The following is a 20498-nucleotide window of genomic DNA, read 5'->3' as shown; positions in this document are numbered from 1 at the left end:
GAGTGATTCATCGTTTTTTTTATTTGGTACAAGAAAATAAGAGGAAGAGAGGAATACGTAAGCGACGTTTATACTCTTCTTCATCTTGAAAATAGGTTGGATTTGGTGTAGCTTCTTTTAATGATGTAATGGTAAATCCGGCTTGCTGTAATAATGTGAAATACTCTTCTGTTGTACGATGATATTTAATAACTTCTTGCTCAATCCATGGTTCAACCCGTTTGCCTAGTTTAAAATAATCATCGACGAGCCAACTCGTTCTTTTACCACTTGTTTGTAAGCTTTCAAATGAAGAAGTAATAACGGGATGTTGAACGCTAAAGGTAAAGGTGCCATTTGTTTTTAAAGTTTGAAATACATTTTTAAAAATAGTATCAAGATGTTCAATATAATGTAAGGCGAGTCTAGATGTTACTAAATCAAAAGTGGAAGAGGGGTAGGTATAATCTTTGAGGTTTAAAAAATGAACAGATCCATTTTTATTTTCTAGTTGTTTTTTAGCTTTTTCATACATAAGTTCGGAGCCTTCAATGCCGGTGTAAGAGTAGCATCCCTTCTCTAATAATTCCGCGCCAAACTTAGCATCACCACAGCCTAAATCGAGAATTTGTTTTCCTTGCACATGACCAATGAGCTGAAAGAATACTGGTTTTTCAATGGATTCATTTGGGCTATTTTCTCGGTATCTTCGTTTCATATATTGTTCGAAAAATGCTGTGTTATTGTATACATCAGATTCTGTAAATGCCATGTTTGAAACCTCCCGAAATATTTTTTTAATTCTATCAAATATGAAAAGTAAATGATAGATTTATTGTAATGAATCATATATAATCTAGTATTGTAAGCGGTTACTTTAAACTATTTTTCTATAATAAATTCTGAAAACGTGTTAAGCTAGTAGAGGGATTATTAGAACTATTAAGACAATAATCCGCTTACATGAACGATGGGAGGCTTCACGATGTCTAGTAAAACACTTGCGAAATTTTTAGAAGAAAATTTAGAGGATTTAAAATCAAAGGGGCTTTATAACGTAATTGATCCGCTTGAGAGTTCAAATGGACCGATCATTACAATTGGCGGAAAAGAATATATTAACTTATCTTCAAACAACTATCTGGGATTAGCAACAGATAGCCGTTTGCAAGAAGCAGCAATTGGTGCTATTCATAAGTACGGTGTTGGAGCAGGGGCTGTTCGTACAATTAACGGTACTTTAGATTTGCATATTAAGTTAGAAGAAACAATTGCAAAGTTTAAACATACAGAAGCAGCAATTGCTTATCAATCAGGATTTAACTGTAATATGGCAGCGATTTCAGCTGTTATGGATAAAAATGATGCGATTCTTTCAGACGAATTAAATCATGCATCTATTATTGACGGTAGTCGTTTATCAAAAGCAAAAATTATTGTTTATAAACATTCTGATATGGAAGATTTACGCCAAAAAGCAATCGCGGCGAAAGAATCAGGTCTTTACAATAAATTAATGGTAATTACAGATGGTGTCTTTTCGATGGATGGAGATGTTGCAAAACTACCAGAAATTGTTGAGATTGCAGAAGAGTTAGATTTAATGACATACGTAGATGATGCACACGGTTCAGGTGTACTTGGAAAAGGTGCAGGAACTGTAAAGCACTTCGGTCTTTCTGATAAAGTTGATTTCCAAATTGGTACATTATCAAAAGCAATTGGGGTAATTGGTGGATATGTAGCAGGGAAACAAAACTTAATTGACTGGTTAAAAGTTCGTTCACGTCCATTCTTATTCTCTACAGCATTAACACCAGCTGATGCAGCAGCTTGCATGAGATCAATTGAAATCTTAATGGAAAGCACAGAGTTACACGATCGCTTATGGGAAAATGGCCGCTACTTGAAACAAGGATTAAAAGAACTTGGCTTTAACATTGGGGAAAGTGAAACGCCAATTACACCTTGTATCATTGGGGACGAAGTATTAACACAAGAATTTAGTAAACGTCTAAATGAAGAAGGTGTATACGCAAAATCTATCGTGTTCCCAACTGTAGCAAAAGGAACAGGGCGCGTTCGTAATATGCCTACAGCAGCTCATACGAAAGAAATGTTAGATGAAGCAATTCTTAAGTATGAAAAAGTAGGAAAAGAAATGGGCATCATTTAAGTAACGACATCTTTTGAATAGCTTGCAAATGAGGAGTGGGGAAAATGAAAAAAATTCTAGTAACCGGTTCTTTAGGGCAAATTGGTTCTGAACTAGTAATGAAACTTCGTGATGTATACGGCGCATCAAATGTTATTGCAACAGATATTCGTGAAACAGATAGTGAAGTAGTAACGTCTGGTCCATTTGAAACGTTAGATGTAACAGATGGACAAAAACTACATGATATCGCAAAGCGTAATGAAGTAGATACAATTATTCATTTAGCAGCTTTACTTTCAGCAACAGCAGAAAAAAATCCGTTATTTGCATGGAATTTAAATATGGGTGGACTTGTAAATGCTCTAGAAGCAGCTCGTGAATTAAACTGTAAGTTCTTCACGCCAAGTTCTATCGGTGCATTTGGTCCATCAACGCCAAAAGATAATACACCGCAAGATACAATTCAGCGTCCTACTACGATGTATGGGGTAAACAAAGTGGCAGGAGAATTACTGTGTGATTATTATCATCAAAAATTTGGCGTAGATACGCGCGGTGTCCGTTTCCCAGGTTTAATTTCTTACGTAGCGCCTCCAGGAGGCGGAACGACTGATTATGCAGTTGAAATTTATTATGAGGCGATTAAAAAAGGTGCATACACCTCATACATTGCTGAAGGAACATATATGGACATGATGTATATGCCTGATGCTTTACAAGCGATCATTTCATTAATGGAAGCTGATCCAAGTAAGCTAGTGCATAGAAATGCATTTAACATTACAGCAATGAGCTTCGAGCCAGAGCAAATTGCAGCGTCAATTCGTAAACACATTCCGACGTTTACAATGGATTATGCAGTAGATCCAGCTCGTCAAACAATCGCTGATAGCTGGCCAAACTCTATTGATGCAACAGCAGCAATGAAAGAGTGGGGCTTTAAAGCAGAATACGATTTAGACAAAATGACAACTGACATGCTGGCTAAGTTAAAAAAAAAGCTCACAGCTGAGTTAGTGATGAATTAATAGGAATCGGCTCTTCCTCATTTTTGGAAGGAGAGAAGTCTTATGCAAAGAGTTGATGTCGTATATGCACTAATACATGACGAAGAAACAGATAAAATATTAATGGTACATAATGTAGAACAAAACGTTTGGTCATTGCCAGGTGGGGCTGTGGAAAAAGGTGAAATATTAGAGGAAGCACTAATAAGAGAAGTGAAAGAAGAGACAGGTTTAACTGCTACGTTAGGTGGACTTGTTGCGATCAATGAAAAATTCTTTGAAGAATCAGGGAATCATGCGCTATTCTTTACATTCCGAGCGAATGTAGAAAAAGGTGAACTTATTGCGGAAGATGAAGGTGAAATTTCTGCAGTAGAGTGGGTGGATCGAACAATTGCGAATGAGCGCTTCCCATACTATGACGGAGGATTTGAATATTTGTTAGAAGTAGCCATTCCATACAAGTTTCAACCAGAAACAAAGTAATTGAACGAAAAAACAGGAGCCACAAGGCTCCTATTTTCTATTCAATCGTCTTCAGTAATAATTTTTTCAGTAATGGTTTAATCTTCAGTCGTAAATCTTCAGCGTGATTTGCAACTAAGAAGTGATGGTTATAAATGTTTTTCATCAATTGATAAGTTGCTTCTTTCGCTTCGCCTTCTTCGATGAAGATACCGATTACTTCCATACCACTTTTACGCGCGAGTTTAACAGCTTCATGCGTATCTAAAATTCCGTCTTGTTGATAGTCTAGCGCAGAAGGCTCACCGTCTGTGAAGACTAGTAAGAATTTATGTTTCTCAGGTCTTTTGGCAAGCTTTTCAGAAACGATACGAATAATATATCCGTCGCGGTTATCTTCTTCTTCACGAAGTTGCATAATTTCTGGACCAACGTTTGGTAACGTTGAGTTTTTATAATTTACAACTTCATGGATAACGTTCGGCTTATCTTCAGGTTTAGCGCTAGAGGCATCTTCCCAAAATCCGCTAATAGCGTGCGGGATTTTTAAAGATTTTAAAGCTTCATGGAATAGTACAACACTCTTCTTCGTTTCTTCCATTTTGTTATACATAGAACCAGAACAGTCAACTAACAGTTGGAATGCAACGTCGAGCTCTTGTGATTCTTGCCCTTTTTTATAAAACATGCGAGGCTGCTTTTCAGTATAAATACGAAGGAATTTCTTACGAAGTCTTCCGTAATATTTATCACTATTTGCATTCGTTTTATTTTCAATCGTTTTTTCGATAATTTTCTTTAATTCTTTTACATCTTTATTAACGACTGATTTGATAGCTTGGTAATCCTTTTTCTCATCAGGATTTGGTTTACGTGCTTCTTTAAATGTATGAGAAGCGCCAGTGTTATATTTACCATATGCACCATCATTTTGACTAGAAGCGTGTGAAGCCCTTGCTTCTTCTGTATCAGCGCCATCAAAGTTGGATTGTGTACTTTTTTGAGAAGTACCTTGTACAGAACCAAGTGCTTGGTCGCCATCTTCTGATTCACGAGCAGTATCGCCCATCATGTTTGTTTTTGTTCCGCTTTCTAATTCAAAGCGTAAAAAGTTCTCGTTTTCGTTATTTTTATTTTCACGATGCCATGTGGAGAAACTTTCATCCATTTTGTTTTTATTTTCATCGTCATCTATAAGCTGCGTATCATCATTTGCTAAATCTTCGACGCGACAGTTCTTTTCGTCTGCAAGAACAGATAAATAAAGCGGTGCATGTCCGAAATAGTTGTTAAGCATATCACTTTCAAGAAGCTCCTCTAAGCGGTAGCGAATTTTCTCAACGATATACATAATATCTTCCGTATTACGAGCTTGGAATGTTTCATGCAAAATAGCTTCAATTTGTTCGAAATATTCATTATTAAACATTTCATATTTATCGCTCGTTAATGAAAGATAGCATAGGCAAAATAGACGATCACCGTGATAGTTACGAACGCGATTGATTTCATTTTGTGAGCTAAAGTAATTGCGATACATTTCTTTTCTTCTTTTAAAAACATGCTTCGTGCCAGGACGTAAGTTCTTTACAATTTCCTCAACGCGTAAATCTTCTAATAGAACAAATAATTGTGTTAAAAACTTTTTTAGGGGCGATTCTTGCAATTCAATCGCATAAGAACGAATTAAAGTCATGTCCGAGTAATGTTTATTACCAAGTGCTTTTAAGAACACTTCGCTTTTTAATCCGATTACTGTATCTTCTTCTTTTCGATCATCCCAAAAGTGACTAATGACAACTTTCTTTTCAATTTCGTCGTAGTATGCTTTATAGCCATATTCAAGATAGGCATCGTCTTCTTTTAGAAGGGCATACATTAAGTTTTCCATTTGTAGAAACAGCGACGCATCAATTTTTTTGTCACTAAAAATTTGTCTCATAAATTATCCCTCAAAGAAATAACTTTCTGCTAATTCACGGACAGTCATTTGTTCTGTTTCATCATTAAGTTTTGCAATTATGCTTCGTTCAATCGCTCGCATAACAGGAATATATACACCTAAATCACATGCGTCGATAATACCACGAATACTTGCTGCTTCTTCACTTACACGTCCATCGCGAGCTAAAGGCATAAGGTCGCTTGCAAATGCAACAAACTTTTCAATTGTTGCAACATCATTTAATTTTGATTCTGCTAATAATAGTTCTTTTAATGTATCACCTTGAATGTAAGGAACTTCAATAATAACGAAACGGTTTTTTAACGCTTCATTTAGTTCACTTGTTCCAACGTAACCTTCGTTAATCGCAGCAATTACACGGTATTCTTCATCACCGTATACAACCTCTTGTGTAAATGGGTTTGTAATCATTTTACGGTAATCTAATGCGCCGTGAAGAAGTGGTAACGTTTCAGGTTTTGCCATATTGATTTCGTCAATATATAGGAAGTGACCGTTCTTCATTGCTTTCATAAGAGGACCGTTAACGAATGAAACTTCAGATGCACCATCTTTCGTTTGTAGTGTGTTGTATCCTAAAATACCCTCTACATCTAAGTCGACAGAGCAGTTAATGCTATGCATTGGTTTTTGGAATAAAGAAGAAAGAGTTTCCGCTAGTACTGTTTTACCACTACCAGTCGGTCCTTTTAATAGAATATTCTTGCCAAGAAGAAGTGCTGTAATCGCATCTTCAATAATGCTATTATCAGACGCTTTATATATTTTCGTTCCGATTAAATGTGCATTTTCACCAGCTTCTTGCTTATTCTTTTCATGAATCGTAGAAAGCTGTTGTTTTAAATCAGCATGTATATGAAATTGTTCTAACATGTATTTCCCACCTAACATTATTTTCATAAAGTAATACATCTTATGATAACTTGTTTTAATATGGTATGCAAAGAAAAGGAAGGAGGATAAAGGGAAAAGAAAAAGCAATCAAGATGAAGTTGATTGCCTACAGTAAAGGAGAAATGAGCCTCATGAAAGACTCCAATATGCGTTTTTTTATACTTCTTTTTTGGAAAGAGTTCCATTTAATTTCAGTTGAATGTTTAAAATCTTCTTCAAAATCACGTTTAATGTCGTGAACTGTTTTTGATTCATAAAGCACGCTAATAATTTCGTAATTCAATTCAAAGCTACGTACATCCATGTTCGCTGTTCCAATAGTTGCAATTGTATCATCAACGAGTACAATTTTTGCATGCATAAAACCATCTTTATAACTGTAAATAGAAGCACCAGCTTTTAAAAGCGGAGTGAAATAGGATTGAGATGCTTGATCACTAATGATGCTATCACTTTTACCTGGATATAAAATCCGTACATCTATTCCGGCAATTGCACTTAAGCGTAATAATGTTAAAGTTTCTTGATCTGGAATAAAGTAGGGTGTAGCGATCCAAATGGATTTTTTTGCAGAGCCCATAACAGCTAATAATGTATTACGAATACTTTTATCATCGGAGCTTGGTCCGCTTGCTACGATTTGAACAGCACCTTCTGCATTTGAAATCTCTTTACCTGGGAAGTATTGTCTATTCATGAATTGATCCCAGGAATAAGTATTTAAACCACTAGAGGCATAGAGCCAGTCTTCTAGAAAGATTGCTTGTAATTTATATAATGCTTTTCCTTCTATTTTTAAATGACTATCACGCCAAACAGGAAATTTCTTGGAACGGCCAAGATATTCATCACCGACATTGAGTCCTCCGGTAAAACCAATTTCGCCATCTACAATAACAATTTTTCGATGGTTACGATAATTGACAGTTTCAAGTAACCAAGCTGAAAAAATAGGGTCAAATTCTACAATTTCAATCCCAGCTTCTTTCATAGGTTGTAAAAATCGTCTTCTTAACGTATTACTTCCAAGGCCATCATAAAGGAAGCGTACAATAACACCATCTTTTGCTTTTTGTATTAAAGCATCTCGAACTTTTGTACCAATTTCATCAGATTTATAAATGTAGTATTGAATATGTATATGATGTTTTGCTTGCTCTATAGCTCGCAAAATTTCTGAAAATGTTTGATCTCCGTTTGTTAAAAGTTTTGTAGTTGTTCTATCTGCGGCAGGACCGCCTCCAAATTTTTGTATGACTTCTGTTAAATGTATGGAACGTTCATTTAGTGGGACTGTGAGTAATAACTCTAGTCTTCTTCCTTCTAATATTTCACGGAATAATTTTCTTTGTTCTTCTGAACGATGGAGATGTTTTTTTCTTCTCCAGCGGCTGCGTCCGAAAATAGCGTATAAAAGCACACCTATAATAGGAAGAAGTGCTAATACTAAAAACCATGCTAATGTACTTTGTGGAGATCTATTTTCTATAAAAATAACGAATGAAATTCCTACGATTGTGATGGACCATAGAGCACCGACAAATGTATATAACGAGATATACGATGTATTTAATAGGAACAGAACGATAGATACAATTGTAAATATTAATAGTAATTGAACGATAGGCTTCTTCATTTCTATATAATTCCCCTAATCTTTTTTCAATATAGACTTCTTAAATAGAAGATGTAATATGACATCTTTATTATAAGGTGTTTTGCTTTTTTTACAAAATATAGACATTTCACCTATACTTTCCGCATTTGTCCTACATACAGTGTACTATCCCATTTTTTATCCCACTCTTAACGCATATGAAAATGAAAAAATCGAAAAGGAGCGGAGAAACATGAATTATATAGAAAATAATGGATTGTATTATCGAAATCATCATGGAGGACACAATCATGGTGGGCACAATCATAACGGTGGACATCATCACCATGGAGGACACAATCACTATGATCACCATCATCATCACGGAGGCGGATGGGGCTGGGGTGGTGGTAGTTCATGGGGAGGCGGATTTTTCCCTGGAAGCTTTGCAGGAGGAGTGTTAGGCGGACTGACAGCTGGTGCATTAACAGGTGCAACAAGTGGAGGGTATTATCCCGCTCCATATCCAGTAGCTTATCCATCACCATACCCTGTAACGTATCCAATGCCATACCCAGGTTATCAGCAAATACCATATTCGTATTAAACTAAAAAAGAGGCTATCCTCTTTTTTAGTTTAATACGGTATTTATTTATAAAATACTTCCAAAATTAAGGTGAAAATATGTTAATATTTTGTTATTGTAATTCAAAAACATATACATTGATGTAGAGTTTTATATTATTATTCGTGAATAGTTATGTAGTATGTTCTAATTTCTATTTCGTTATTAAAAACAAAGAGATCAGATGTGAGTGGTATTAGTTGGAAACAAGGCTTGCATAGAGCCACTTAAAGGGATTGCAGTATAATAAGGTACGAAATAATTAGGGAGATGAGAAGCTACTATTTATAATTAGAACGGTATAATATTGCTTTTTATTACAAATAATATTATGTTATTTTAATCGGTCTATTCAAAAAGATAATTTATGTAATGGGCTAGTATTAGAAAATGAAATATCTCTATTTCTATGAAGAGAAACAGGTTGTGTTTTAGTCAGATAGAAGCAAGGAGAGATGCGCATGCTAGAACAGAGAGGTCATGCATTATATGACTCTTCATTGCGAGATTTAAAGTTAGCATTAGATGAGTCTTCAATTGTTGCAATTACAGATCGAAAAGGTCTTATTACATATGTAAATGATAAATTTTGTGAAATCTCTAAATACAAAAGAGAAGAATTAATTGGAAAAGATCACCGTATTTTAAATTCAGGACATCATCCAAAAACCTTTTTTCAAGATTTATGGAAACGTATTTTGAATGGGAAAGTATGGACAGGTGAGATTCGGAATCGAGCAAAAGATGGTACATATTATTGGGTCAAAACAACAATTGTTCCATTTTTAAATGAAAAAGGAGAGCCATACCAATTTATCGCAATTCGAAATGATATTAGTAGTAGAAAAGAAGCGGAACATAGATTGCGGCTAAGTGAAAGTCGTTATAGGGAACTTGCCTATCATGATGCTTTAACGAGTTTGCCTAACCGTTTACAATTAATAACGACCGTTAACGAATTGATTGCAGATAAAAAAGAATTTGGTATGATTTACTTTGATTTGGACCGTTTTAAATTAGTAAATGATACATTAGGTCATATGATAGGGGATTTACTTTTAAGTGAAGTTGCTTCAAGGTTGCATTATGTACTAGGAGAGAAAGATGTTCTGGCTAGGCTAGGTGGCGACGAATTTGTGCTGTTAACAAAAAATCATAGACAAGATGATATGAGTCAGTTAGCGACATCTGTATTGTCATGTTTTCAGGCACCATTTATGCTGGAAGGCCATGAAGTATACATTTCAGCTAGTCTAGGACTTTGTTCTTATCCACAAGACGGACAAGATGTGGAAACGTTATTGAAAAACTCTGACTTAGCTATGTATAGTGCAAAAGAACAGGGGAGAAACGCTGCGTGTTTCTTTACAGATGAGCTACGCGCGAAAATAAATCGTAGAATGAAAGTTGAGTTTGCTTTGCAAAAGGCAATTCGTGATGAAGAGTTAGATGTAGCATTGCAGCCTATTATTGATTTGAAAACGAAGAGATATTCTGGTATAGAAGCTCTAGTACGTTGTATGACAGAAGACGGACCTATTTCACCAAGCGAATTTATCCCTGTAGCTGAAGAGTCTGGACTTATTATAAAACTAGGAGACTGGGTATTAGAAAAATCATGTCGCTTGTTTAAAACATTGCCGAATTATCAAGAAGGACTAAAGTTATCTGTGAATTTATCTATACAACAATTAATGCAGAAACGTTTTATTTTATCAGTACGTAGCATTTTAAAGAGAACTGGTTTTCCTCCGAACCGTTTAATATTAGAAATAACGGAAAGTATTGCAGTCCGCCATTTTGATTATATTATTGCTACATTACAAGAATTAAGAAATATGGGTGTTTTAATTGCTTTGGATGATTTCGGAACTGGCTATTCTTCCTTATATTATTTAAAACAACTACCACTGGATATTGTAAAAATTGATCGTAATTTTATTCGTGAATTTCATTATGATCACGCACAACCAGAACGAACGATTGTAAAATCCGTTATTGAAATTGCTCATAGTTTAAATTTAGCAGTAGTTGCTGAAGGAGTAGAAACAGTAGAGCAAGAGAGTTTGTTACAATCAATGAGCTGTGATTATGTACAGGGATTTTATTATGCGAAACCTTTATCTGTAGGAGAGCTAAAAGAAAAGTTAATTACAGATTTTTAATAAAAAAGAGAAGCCAGCAGCTTCTCTTTATTTAATCCGTTTTTTGTGAGTCTTTCATTAGTACTGGATAAAGAATAAGACCTAATACGAACAATCCAATTCCTAAGAAGAACGTTTTTAAATCAGCAGTTCCCGTTTTGATAACCCAAATGGAGTATACCAACGCCAATGTAGTAATGATTCCATCTTTTACTCGAGATCCTGGCAGTATATCATACGTTTCTCCTGTAATAACTAATTTTAATTGGTACAAGGTAGAAACAAGGTATGGAATTAAATAGGCTAATGTTGCTACGACGATAGCGAAACTATACGCTTCTGAAACAGTACCAGAAATCGTTGAAAATAAGAAAATTTGCGTCATTACATTTGTAATCAATAATGATTTTGCAGGACTACCTTTTTTATTTGTTTTCCCGAAAAACTTAGGGAAAAGTCCATTTTTTGCTGCCTGGTAAGGTACCTCTGAACTAACAACAATCCAGCCAACTGTAGATCCAAATAAAGATATAAGAGCGAGTAAAGCCATTATATATGCACCTTTATTTCCAATTGCTAAATTTAATGCGTCTACTAATGGTTTTTGAGACTCTTTTAAAGCATCTTGCGGAAGAGCTCCCATTGTAAGTAAAGTAATTGACATGTAAATAAGAAGAGCGATAATTAATCCGAAAATCGTAGCTTTTTTTACATCGCGCTGTGATTTTGCACGATTAGAAAGCATAACTGCTGATTCAATACCGATAAATGCCCAGAGTGTTGCAATAGCAGCTGAATTGATTTGTCCACCTAATGAGATTGATTGTCCAGCTTCATTCATAAAGGTTTGACCGTCTCCGAAATTAGAGGCGTTGAAAATGAATAATGTAATTACAATAAACATTGTAAATCCAATAATTTTTGCAATGGTAGCAAGTAGATTCATGTTTCCAGCGCGATCAATATTTTGAGAAAGAATATATTGAATTCCCCACAGCATAAGGCTACATACGAGGAAAGTTAATCCTTTTCCGAGTTCCAGTGAAAATCCATTTATTGAAAAAAGAATTTGCTTACTTTGTAAAACTGGAAAGAATGTTGATAAATATCCAGCAAAGGAAATAATAACAGATGCTGTTGCAGCCCAGTTAGCAGCCCAATATCCCCATGCCATACTATATCCTGCAACTTTACCAGCTTTTTTTGAAGGAAACATCGCTTGAGCATAGCTTTGTGGTCCAGCTTTTAATTCTGGTTTCCGAATCGCTAAATTTCCAAATACAAGTGCAATCATAAATACGCCAAGGCCTGTAATACTCCATGCGAGTGTAGAACCCATTGGCCCTGATACTTGTGCTAAATTTGCCGGAAGCATAAATACGCCACCGCCAACCATATTCCCGATAACAAATGCTGTTAAAACCCATAATCCCCATTTTTTCGTTTCCATTTTTGTTAACTCCTTTGTAGTAAGTTTTGCTTAAACATCATTTTTTACTAGCTTTTTGACAATAAAAAAAGAGCCATGTAGATAAAAAAATACCTACATGGCTCTTTCGCCAAAGCGTAGGTACAACGGGAATAACCCTTGTACCTACGCGTAATTTTTCCGCTAGGTTTCAAGGGTTACGTATGATGATGATGTTTTTGTGCAAATGTAACTACAGTTGTTGTATAAGTAAGCATAGTTCTTTGCTCCCTTTCTCCTCTGATTTTGAAGTTAGTATACTACATGTTTTTTTGAATGAAAAGAAAAATATAAAAATTTTTATAAAAATACGTTTTAAAGATCAAATATTTACCTATATTTTTCTTGTACTGGAAAATAAGTGAGAGATTGGCAGAAGAGTGAAGCATGTTATAATACATATAGAATTAGAAGGTGACAAGGGGCTATTGTAGATGATGAGTAAGTATGAACAAATTTATACAGAAATCAGTAAATCTATTGATAATAAACAATTAAAAGAGGGATGCAAAATCCCATCAGAAACAGAATTAATGAAGCAGTATGAGGCAAGCCGAGGCACGGTAAGAAAAGCTGTAGATTTACTGCAAGAGCGTGGATATGTGCAAAAAATTCATGGAAAAGGTGTTTTTGTTTTAAAGCGAAAAAATATTGAATTTAATTTTGGCGGTATTGTAAGTTTCCAAGAAGAAAATGAACGTTTAGGACGTCATTGTATTACGGAAGTTGTGGAAATGGACAAAGAAAAAGCCACAAAAGACATTGCGAAATTATTAAATGTAAAAGAAAAAACAGAGATTGACCATATTAAACGTGTACGAAATATTGATGGAGAAAAAGTAATTTTAGATATAAATCATTTTGTATCTGAGTTTATTCCAGGATTAACGAAAGAAATTGCAACTGCATCGATTTATAAATACATCGAGAAAGAGCTTGGGCTACATATTAGTTATTCGCAGAGGGTAATAGAAGTACAGCCATGTACAGAGGATGACAGAAAGTATTTAGATTTAAATGGAACAGACTATGTTGTCGTTGTGAAAAACTTTACACATTTGTATGATGGAAGTCAGTTTGAATATACAGAATCACGCCACCGTTTAGATATTTTTCACTTTTCGGATGTGGCACGCAGGAAGTAAAGAGGTGGAACAAAATATTGTTTCATCTCTTTTTTTTATAAAAAAAACACAAACTCGTATATACGAGTGTTGACTAACTTATATATACGAGTTAATATGTAATTGTAAACGGTATCAAAAAAAGAAAAGAGGGACGGGAATATGGGGAAAGACTATCGTAAAACAGCAGAGGAAGTGTTGCAGTATATTGGTGGGAAAGACAATATTGAACAAGCTGCACATTGTGTGACGAGGCTCCGTATCGCTTTAAAAGATGAAAGTAAAATAGATAATGATAAATTACAGTCTGTTTCATTAGTGAAAGGAGCGTTTCATAACGCTGGTATATTTCAAGTTGTAATTGGTCCAGGGGATGTAGATCGTGTTTACGCTGAATTGATAACGCTTGCAGGTATGAAAGAATCGACTGTAGCGGACGTAAAAGACTCTGGAAATCAGAAGTTAAATCCAGCTCAAAAGTTTGTAAAAATATTTTCGGATGTATTTATGCCGATATTACCAGCGATCGTAACAGCTGGTTTACTAATGGGTATTAACAATCTATTAGGCGCAAAGGACTTATTTTTTGATGGGAAAAATTTATTAGATGTTTATCCGAACTTAGGCGGGCTTTGGGATTTAATTAATATGATGGCCAATACAGCATTCGTATTCTTACCAGCACTTGTCGGTTGGTCAGCAACGAAGCGTTTTGGTGGTAGTCCAATACTAGGGATTGTTATGGGATTAATGCTTGTGCACCCGGCCTTATTAAACGCTTGGGACTATGGAAAAGCAGCGACTGGTTTAGAGGGTCAAAAGATTGAGTACTTCAATATTTTAGGACTATTCCAAATTGAGAAGGTAGGATATCAAGGACAAATTTTACCTGTTTTAGTAGCAGCATTTGTATTAAGTAAAGTGGAAATTTTCTTAAAGAAACATGTACCAAATGCAATTCAATTATTAGTTGTACCAATTACAACAATCGTTGTGACAGGTGTGTTAGCACTAGGAATTATCGGTCCGGTTACACGTCATATTGGAGATTTATTAACAGTAGGATTAGTAGGTGTATATGAAACAGTACCAGTAGTTGGAGCAGTATTATTTGGAGCGTTATATGCACCGCTTGTAATTACAGGTATGCATCATATGTTTATTGCAATTGATTTACAATTGATTGCACAACATGGCGGGACATTTATTTGGCCGATGATCGCTCTTTCTAACATTGCGCAAGGTAGTGCGGCACTTGCGATGTTCTGGATTTCTAAAAATCAAAATGATAAAAGTATGGCATCAACATCAGCCATTTCAGCATACTTCGGTATTACAGAACCAGCGATGTTTGGGGTGAATTTACGAAATAAGTTCCCGTTCTATGCAGCGATTATAGGATCTGCTGTGGCAGCGATATTCATTACATTAAATGGTGTATTAGCGCCTGCTATCGGAATTGGCGGATTGCCAGCATTTATTTCTATCATTCCGAAATCGATTCCAATGTTTATTGTAGGAATGATTATTGCAGTTGTAATCCCGTTTACTTTAACATGGTTATTTGCAAAAAGAGTCAAACAGAAGTAGGAGGAAGTTAAACATGAAGGATTGGCATAAAAGTGTAGTCTATCAAATTTATCCGAAGAGCTTTAATAGTTATTACAATAGAGAAACCGGGGATATAAAAGGTGTTACAGAGAAACTAGATTATTTAAAAGAACTCGGAGTGGATTATATATGGTTAACACCGATATACCAATCACCACAAAATGATAATGGATATGATGTAAGTGATTACTACAGCATTGATCCATCTTACGGAACGATGGAAGAGTTTGAAGAACTTTTAGCAGAAGCGAAAGTACGTAACATTGAGATTATGCTTGATATTGTTGTAAATCATAGTTCGACTGAACATAAGTGGTTTAAAGAAGCGAAGGAAGATAAAAATAGTCCATATCGTAATTACTATATTTGGCGTGATGAAAAAAATAATTGGCAGTCTAAGTTTGGTGGATCTGCTTGGAAATATGATGAGAAGACGGAGCAATATTATTTACATTTATTTGATGAAACACAAGCTGATTTAAATTGGGAAAATGAAAAACTTCGTGAAGAAGTATATGATATGATGCGTTTTTGGCTGGATAAAGGAGTAACAGGATTCCGATTAGATGTCATTAACTTAATTTCAAAAGACCAATGTTTCTTAAACGATGAAGGTAGTACTGCGACAAGTGATGGACGCAAGTATTATACAGATGGTCCGCGTGTTCATGAATATTTACAAGAGATGAACCGAAATGTTTTTGCAGGAAAAGATGTAATTACAGTTGGAGAAATGTCATCTACGACAATTGATAATTGTATTAAATATTCAAACCCTGAGCGTAATGAATTAAGTATGACGTTTAGTTTCCATCATTTAAAAGTAGATTATCCGAATGGTGATAAGTGGACGAAGGCTGATTTTGATTTTATTAAATTAAAAGAGATTATGTCTAGCTGGCAAATTGAAATGCAAAAGGGCGGAGGATGGAATGCGTTATTTTGGTGTAATCATGACCAGCCTCGCATCGTGTCACGCTTTGGTGATGATGGAAAGTACCGAAACGAATCTGCAAAAATGTTAGCGACAGCCATGCACATGCTGCAAGGAACGCCTTATATTTATCAAGGGGAAGAAATCGGTATGACGAATCCTAAATTTGAGTCCATCGAGCAATATCGTGATGTGGAATCGTTAAATATATACGATATAAAGCTAAAAGAAGGGCTATCAAAAGAAGAGATTATCGGGATTTTAAAGCAAAAATCTCGTGACAACTCTCGCACTCCGATGCAGTGGAATGAAGAGATGAACAGTGGTTTTACAACAAGTACACCTTGGATTTCAGCGGCTGAAAACTTTAAAGAAATAAACGTAGAGAAGGCATTAGAAGATAAAGAGTCCGTATTTTATCATTATAAAAAGTTAATAGAACTTAGGAAAACGTATGATGTAATTACAGAAGGAGAATATGCTATTTTGGATAAAAATGATCCTAAGATTTGGGCATATACTCGTACTACAGAAAGTGAAGTGCTGCTTGTTATAAATAACTTCTATGGAGAAGAAATAACGTACTCTGTACCAGCGCACGTTCAATTAGATGGAATGAAACAAGAAATACTACTGTCGAATTATAAAGATGCTAGCAAGGATATTACAAAACTTAGCTTAAGACCATATGAATCAATTGTGTATCGATATACGAAATAAAAAGGTTGTATGCCCATGCGGCATACAACCTTTTATTTTAGGACACCACTGTACAAAATGTTTACCTCTACCTCAGGTTTGAATTTTACTTTTGCATAATCTTTATTCCAATTTTTCTTCTTCCATAAGTCAGGGTGGTAGGCGATAAGGTGTCTGCCGATACCGAAAGCATCACAGTTTGCTTTTTGTAACTTTTTCGTTATCTTTTTAGCTTCTTTCGTAAGTTGTTTAGACAATTCTTTATTTAGTTTTTTTCTTTCATCCATTTTGTAAAGATTATCTCTCGGAGCTTCAAGCGCTATAACTTTTAGTTGGAGCTTAATGTGAGCATAAACATTTCCTTTTTTATCTGTTGTTATTTTTAAGTCTCGTTTTAACTTTCGGTTGCTAATTTCCATTGTTAAATAATCAGATGTTTTCTCTGATTCATCGCTAGTAAGCTTCTGGGTTATACGGGCACTTGTTCCCATTTTTCCGGTTAATAATACGAATAAAACAGATTGTTTCAAAGGTAAATGCCCAGTTAATTTATCATTGTTAAATAAAGCTAGACCGTTTGTAATTACTTCTTTTCCTTTTATTTTTATAGAAGGGAGGGTAAAGTCTTTACCGGGATCTAACATTTTTGTAGCAGCTGTCTCTAAAGTTTCTTTTGGAAATACACTCATATCTTCTAAGCTTTTCACTTTTTTCTTTAGAAAATCTCCAATTAGTAAATTTCCTACTTTCTTTTTTTCTAGTATCTCGGATGTTTCACCATCTACTGCAATAAGTTTTACTAAAGCAGTTGGGTTTGTTGGGTCCCGAAAGCTGACATCTAAAAAAGGTAATATACCTTTTTTTAGGATTTTGGTTCCTAGTAATTGAACACCATATTTAAAATAACGAATATTCCCAGTAACATTTTTTTTTAGGGCATCGCTTGTATCCCTTATGTTATGCCCCGTTGCTGAATGTATTTCATTTTCGAATGAAGATTGCTCTCCGCTTGAACTTTTTACGAGCTCGATTGTTTGCTGGAGTTGATTCTCTTCCGTAATATCAGATCCAATACTATAAGCTAACCTTGCCTCCCTTAATGGTTCTTGATCCCAGCATCCAGAAAGGAGGGAACTAGTACATAATACAAAAAGTAATTTAACTCTTTTTTTGAACATACTGTTCTCCTTTCTTATTTCGTATCACAGAATAAAGTAGAAATAAAAGAGGAAGGACAACTATGAAAATATAGGTGAACTTATCAGTGAAAGTTGAGATTACTTTTAATTCTTCAGGTGTATCTATAAATAAGGCTACACTAAAAGCAATAATACCAATGATTGGAACAGCTTTTTTATGATTAGCAAGATTGAATATATGTCCTATTCCGATTGAAGCAGCGCAATAATAACTAGCGATAGAAGCTGCAACAGTTATCATCCAAATTGGTATAAATAGTAAATCAGTTCGGTCTATAATTCCGATATGTAAGGAGCGTAATAAGTAAGCAACTGGTTCTGGAATAAGCTCAATTTGTTTTGGACTAAATACGATAAAGCAAATCCAAACAGTAAAAGTATAAAAAAGTGTTACAAATCCATTAGCGATAGAAATGGCCTTCAGTTTTGCGACAGAACTGCCATTTACTTTTGGAAAAGCGATAAGAATGATTTCAAAACCATACATGGCTGTAATTGTTTCCTTGGATGCTTGAATTATATTCCACCAGCCGGCTTCTGTAATGGGAAAAATATAAGAGAAATCAGCTCGGGAAAGCCCTAGGGCAATTAAAAGGGCCATTGGAATAATGAGGATAGAGGCCATGACATAAAATCGTACGATGACTTTAAATGTATTATAGGCTATATAGCAGCAAGCTATCGTAAATAGCATGAGAATGGCAGACCAAGGAGTAGCTTGTAATATCCATACTTTAATGACATTACAAGCATTCAACATAACCGTCATACCAATAAGCGTAAAATAAAAAACATAAGCAAAACCTAATAGTTTTCCAAACTTATTACCAAATAGCATACAAACGCTTTCATACATATCTGCATCAGGAAATCGCTTTAAGAAAAGCCACATAAGTAAAATAATAAGTTGAATTGCAAGCCCAGCGACGAGAGCGGAAATCCATCCACCTCCTTTTGCTATTGGGTGAAGACGGTTAGGTAGAGAAAGGATACCAACTCCGATTTGGCATTGAATAACGAAAAAGGTAAATTGAACGAGCGAAATTTTACTTTGCGTGTTTGTCACCGTCCTCATCCTCTCTCGTTACATGTTGTCGTTGCATTTTTTTCGGTTTTGGATCATGTGGTCGTTCCCAAAACGACCAAATTGGAAGTCTTACGAAAGAATCTTTCATATCTTTTATCCGCATCGGGGCAACAGGAGAAAGATATGGCGTATGAAATGAATGTAATTGACATAAATGAACGAAAGTTATAATTAGACCGAATGATATTCCGACGTATCCGAATATAGCAGCAAGAATCATTAATGGAAAACGAAGAATTCGAACTGCTGAACTCATATCGTTTGATGGAACGAGAAAAGATGAGATGGCAGTTAAAGCTACAACAATAATCATCGTATAAGAAACAAGTCCAGCTTTTACAATTGCATCACCAATTACTAAACCACCTACAATACCGATTGTTTGTCCAACTCGGCTTGGTAAGCGAATACCAGCTTCCCGTAATAATTCAAAGATTAATTCCATTAAGAGAGCTTCAAAAATAGGAGGAAGTGGTACTTTCTCTAATGAAGCTTTAATTGTATACACAAGTTCGAGCGGCAATACATCAGGATGAAAGGCTACGGTTGCGATATATATAGCTGGTAAGAGAAAAGCAATCAAGAAACTCACTAAGCGAATCATTCGGACGAAAGAACCGACAATCCAGCGGTTATTATAATCGTCTGGTGATTGATAGAAAGCAAATAACGTAAAAGGAACGATAAGCGCTGTGGGATCTCCATCAGATAAAATAGCAACTCGTCCTTCCATTAAATTTGCAGCGGTCCTATCTGGACGCTCTGTATTTAATTGCTGCGGAAATGGTGAGAAAGACGTATCCTCTATAAATTCTTGTATATATCCTGGAGGCATAAGTGCATCTGTCTTAATCGTTTCTAACCTTCTTTTTACTTCTGTAACTAAATCGTCATTCGCTATGTTTTGCATATAAGCAATTGCCACTTTCGTATGCATTTCTTCACCAAGTGTGAAATATTTAACGACGATATTTGGACTTTTTATGAGCTTACGAATCGAAGCTAAATTAGTTGCTAGATCCTCTACAAAACCAGTATGTGGACCGCGCACAATCCCTTCATTATCAGGCTCTGCTATATCTCGCTTTAAAGATAAAGCTGTTTCGAAAATAAAAAAACTGTCGACGTGTTCATGAAAATATAAGGATTTACCTTGTAATAAAAGCTGCACACCATAATTTAAATTCGTTTCTTTTTTCATATTTAATGTGGCAAAAGCTTTATCTAAAGCCAAATCCGACCGAGTTAATAAAGGCTCAAGAGCTAATTGGTGAATCAAATTTGGGTCTGCTAAAGATTCGATATATAAGATTGTTCCTTTTCCGTTTTGAAATGGGACATCTAATTTTTTTATATCATCTGAGTGACATAGCTTATTTTCAATGTAATTAATATTTTCCGGAAGTGATGGAAACATATGCTTTTTGTTATTATCTTGTTGTGAGTGCTTCTGTTCGGTCATACTTTCCATCTCCTTTACATTGAAATTACTTCTGTTAATTTTTGTTTTTTGTGAGAAAATTATGCTTGGATTTTTTAG

16 protein-coding genes are annotated in these 20498 nt (G+C 35.1%); 8 read left to right on the top strand and 8 right to left on the bottom strand.

What is annotated here, in order from left to right:
• Window positions 1-19 precede the first annotated feature (19 nt).
• A complete protein-coding gene (locus BLT20_RS22940) occupies window positions 20-751 on the bottom strand; it encodes a class I SAM-dependent DNA methyltransferase (protein ID WP_000885969.1) in 732 nt (243 codons plus the stop codon).
• Between the two features lie 213 nt (window positions 752-964).
• On the opposite strand from BLT20_RS22940, the gene BLT20_RS22935 reads away from it, so the two are divergent.
• From BLT20_RS22935 to BLT20_RS22925, 3 genes are read left to right on the top strand one after another with little or no spacing between them, the layout of a single operon-like run.
• Window positions 965-2155: a glycine C-acetyltransferase gene (locus BLT20_RS22935; protein ID WP_000095905.1), complete on the top strand. Its 1191-nt coding sequence runs from the start codon at window positions 965-967 to the stop codon at window positions 2153-2155.
• A gap of 44 nt (window positions 2156-2199) precedes the next feature.
• Entirely contained in the window at window positions 2200-3165 is a 966-nt protein-coding gene (locus BLT20_RS22930) for an L-threonine 3-dehydrogenase (protein ID WP_000723125.1), read from the top strand.
• A gap of 42 nt (window positions 3166-3207) precedes the next feature.
• Window positions 3208-3630, top strand: coding sequence for an NUDIX hydrolase (locus BLT20_RS22925; protein WP_001189941.1), 423 nt, complete (start codon window positions 3208-3210; stop codon window positions 3628-3630).
• A gap of 37 nt (window positions 3631-3667) precedes the next feature.
• Here BLT20_RS22925 and BLT20_RS22920 read toward each other — a convergent pair whose 3' ends face one another.
• The 3 genes from BLT20_RS22920 to BLT20_RS22910 form a co-directional block, all read right to left on the bottom strand.
• Window positions 3668-5551, bottom strand: coding sequence for a vWA domain-containing protein (locus tag BLT20_RS22920; RefSeq protein WP_001248875.1), 1884 nt, complete (start codon window positions 5549-5551; stop codon window positions 3668-3670).
• Window positions 5552-5554: 3 nt separating this feature from the next.
• The gene (locus tag BLT20_RS22915) at window positions 5555-6448 is read right to left on the bottom strand and encodes an ATP-binding protein (RefSeq protein WP_000892974.1); all 894 of its coding nucleotides are present in this window, start codon (window positions 6446-6448) and stop codon (window positions 5555-5557) included.
• Between the two features lie 127 nt (window positions 6449-6575).
• Entirely contained in the window at window positions 6576-8105 is a 1530-nt protein-coding gene (locus BLT20_RS22910) for a cardiolipin synthase (protein ID WP_000743034.1), read from the bottom strand.
• A 214-nt stretch (window positions 8106-8319) separates the two neighbouring features.
• On the opposite strand from BLT20_RS22910, the gene BLT20_RS22900 reads away from it, so the two are divergent.
• A complete protein-coding gene (locus BLT20_RS22900) occupies window positions 8320-8673 on the top strand; it encodes a hypothetical protein (RefSeq protein ID WP_001106379.1) in 354 nt (117 codons plus the stop codon).
• Window positions 8674-9153: 480 nt separating this feature from the next.
• Window positions 9154-10857: a putative bifunctional diguanylate cyclase/phosphodiesterase gene (locus BLT20_RS22895; protein ID WP_000893345.1), complete on the top strand. Its 1704-nt coding sequence runs from the start codon at window positions 9154-9156 to the stop codon at window positions 10855-10857.
• Window positions 10858-10888: 31 nt separating this feature from the next.
• Here BLT20_RS22895 and BLT20_RS22890 read toward each other — a convergent pair whose 3' ends face one another.
• Window positions 10889-12286 carry an amino acid permease gene (locus BLT20_RS22890; protein ID WP_000448441.1) on the bottom strand — a complete coding sequence of 466 codons (1398 nt, stop codon included), beginning with the start codon at window positions 12284-12286 and terminating at the stop codon, window positions 10889-10891.
• 452 nt (window positions 12287-12738) lie between these two features.
• Here BLT20_RS22890 and treR point away from each other — a divergent pair, with 452 nt between their 5' ends.
• The 3 genes from treR (at window position 12739) to treC (ending at window position 16693) form a co-directional block, all read left to right on the top strand.
• Window positions 12739-13449 carry a trehalose operon repressor gene (gene treR / locus BLT20_RS22885; protein WP_000987240.1) on the top strand — a complete coding sequence of 237 codons (711 nt, stop codon included), beginning with the start codon at window positions 12739-12741 and terminating at the stop codon, window positions 13447-13449.
• A 141-nt stretch (window positions 13450-13590) separates the two neighbouring features.
• Window positions 13591-15018, top strand: coding sequence for a PTS system trehalose-specific EIIBC component (gene treP / locus BLT20_RS22880; RefSeq protein ID WP_000513942.1), 1428 nt, complete (start codon window positions 13591-13593; stop codon window positions 15016-15018).
• 13 nt (window positions 15019-15031) lie between these two features.
• Complete coding sequence (treC, locus tag BLT20_RS22875) at window positions 15032-16693, top strand: alpha,alpha-phosphotrehalase (RefSeq protein ID WP_000656141.1); 1662 nt, start codon at window positions 15032-15034, stop codon at window positions 16691-16693.
• 32 nt (window positions 16694-16725) lie between these two features.
• On the opposite strand, the gene gerKC is transcribed toward treC, so the two are convergent.
• From gerKC to gerKA, 3 genes are read right to left on the bottom strand one after another with little or no spacing between them, the layout of a single operon-like run.
• Window positions 16726-17850 carry a spore germination protein GerKC gene (gene gerKC, locus BLT20_RS22870; RefSeq protein ID WP_000474042.1) on the bottom strand — a complete coding sequence of 375 codons (1125 nt, stop codon included), beginning with the start codon at window positions 17848-17850 and terminating at the stop codon, window positions 16726-16728.
• Entirely contained in the window at window positions 17831-18937 is a 1107-nt protein-coding gene (locus BLT20_RS22865) for a GerAB/ArcD/ProY family transporter (RefSeq protein ID WP_000185798.1), read from the bottom strand. The genes gerKC and BLT20_RS22865 overlap by 20 nt, the downstream gene beginning before the upstream one ends.
• On the bottom strand, window positions 18918-20420 hold the full coding sequence (gene gerKA / locus BLT20_RS22860; RefSeq protein ID WP_073339873.1) for a spore germination protein GerKA: 1503 nt from the start codon (window positions 20418-20420) through the stop codon (window positions 18918-18920). Before gerKA ends, BLT20_RS22865 begins: the two co-directional genes overlap by 20 nt.
• Window positions 20421-20498 lie beyond the last annotated feature (78 nt).

Source organism: Bacillus sp. cl96, from assembly GCF_900100505.1.
GTDB lineage: Bacteria > Bacillota > Bacilli > Bacillales > Bacillaceae_G > Bacillus_A > Bacillus_A cereus.
Note: the sequence above shows the minus strand (reverse complement) of the source record. Positions and strands in the feature narration are given on the sequence as shown.

Excerpts from the sequence above, each read along its gene's own strand:
- BLT20_RS22930 (WP_000723125.1), top strand. The coding sequence starts at position 2,200 with ATGAAAAAAATTCTAGTAACCGGTTCTTTAGGGCAAATTGGTTCTGAA.
- treP (WP_000513942.1), top strand. The coding sequence starts at position 13,591 with ATGGGGAAAGACTATCGTAAAACAGCAGAGGAAGTGTTGCAGTATATT.
- BLT20_RS22940 (WP_000885969.1), bottom strand. The coding sequence starts at position 751 with ATGGCATTTACAGAATCTGATGTATACAATAACACAGCATTTTTCGAA.
- gerKA (WP_073339873.1), bottom strand. The coding sequence starts at position 20,420 with ATGACCGAACAGAAGCACTCACAACAAGATAATAACAAAAAGCATATG.
- BLT20_RS22915 (WP_000892974.1), bottom strand. The coding sequence starts at position 6,448 with ATGTTAGAACAATTTCATATACATGCTGATTTAAAACAACAGCTTTCT.
- BLT20_RS22925 (WP_001189941.1), top strand. The coding sequence starts at position 3,208 with ATGCAAAGAGTTGATGTCGTATATGCACTAATACATGACGAAGAAACA.
- BLT20_RS22935 (WP_000095905.1), top strand. The coding sequence starts at position 965 with ATGTCTAGTAAAACACTTGCGAAATTTTTAGAAGAAAATTTAGAGGAT.
- BLT20_RS22900 (WP_001106379.1), top strand. The coding sequence starts at position 8,320 with ATGAATTATATAGAAAATAATGGATTGTATTATCGAAATCATCATGGA.
- gerKC (WP_000474042.1), bottom strand. The coding sequence starts at position 17,850 with ATGTTCAAAAAAAGAGTTAAATTACTTTTTGTATTATGTACTAGTTCC.
- BLT20_RS22910 (WP_000743034.1), bottom strand. The coding sequence starts at position 8,105 with ATGAAGAAGCCTATCGTTCAATTACTATTAATATTTACAATTGTATCT.
- treC (WP_000656141.1), top strand. The coding sequence starts at position 15,032 with ATGAAGGATTGGCATAAAAGTGTAGTCTATCAAATTTATCCGAAGAGC.
- BLT20_RS22895 (WP_000893345.1), top strand. The coding sequence starts at position 9,154 with ATGCTAGAACAGAGAGGTCATGCATTATATGACTCTTCATTGCGAGAT.
- BLT20_RS22890 (WP_000448441.1), bottom strand. The coding sequence starts at position 12,286 with ATGGAAACGAAAAAATGGGGATTATGGGTTTTAACAGCATTTGTTATC.
- BLT20_RS22920 (WP_001248875.1), bottom strand. The coding sequence starts at position 5,551 with ATGAGACAAATTTTTAGTGACAAAAAAATTGATGCGTCGCTGTTTCTA.
- treR (WP_000987240.1), top strand. The coding sequence starts at position 12,739 with ATGATGAGTAAGTATGAACAAATTTATACAGAAATCAGTAAATCTATT.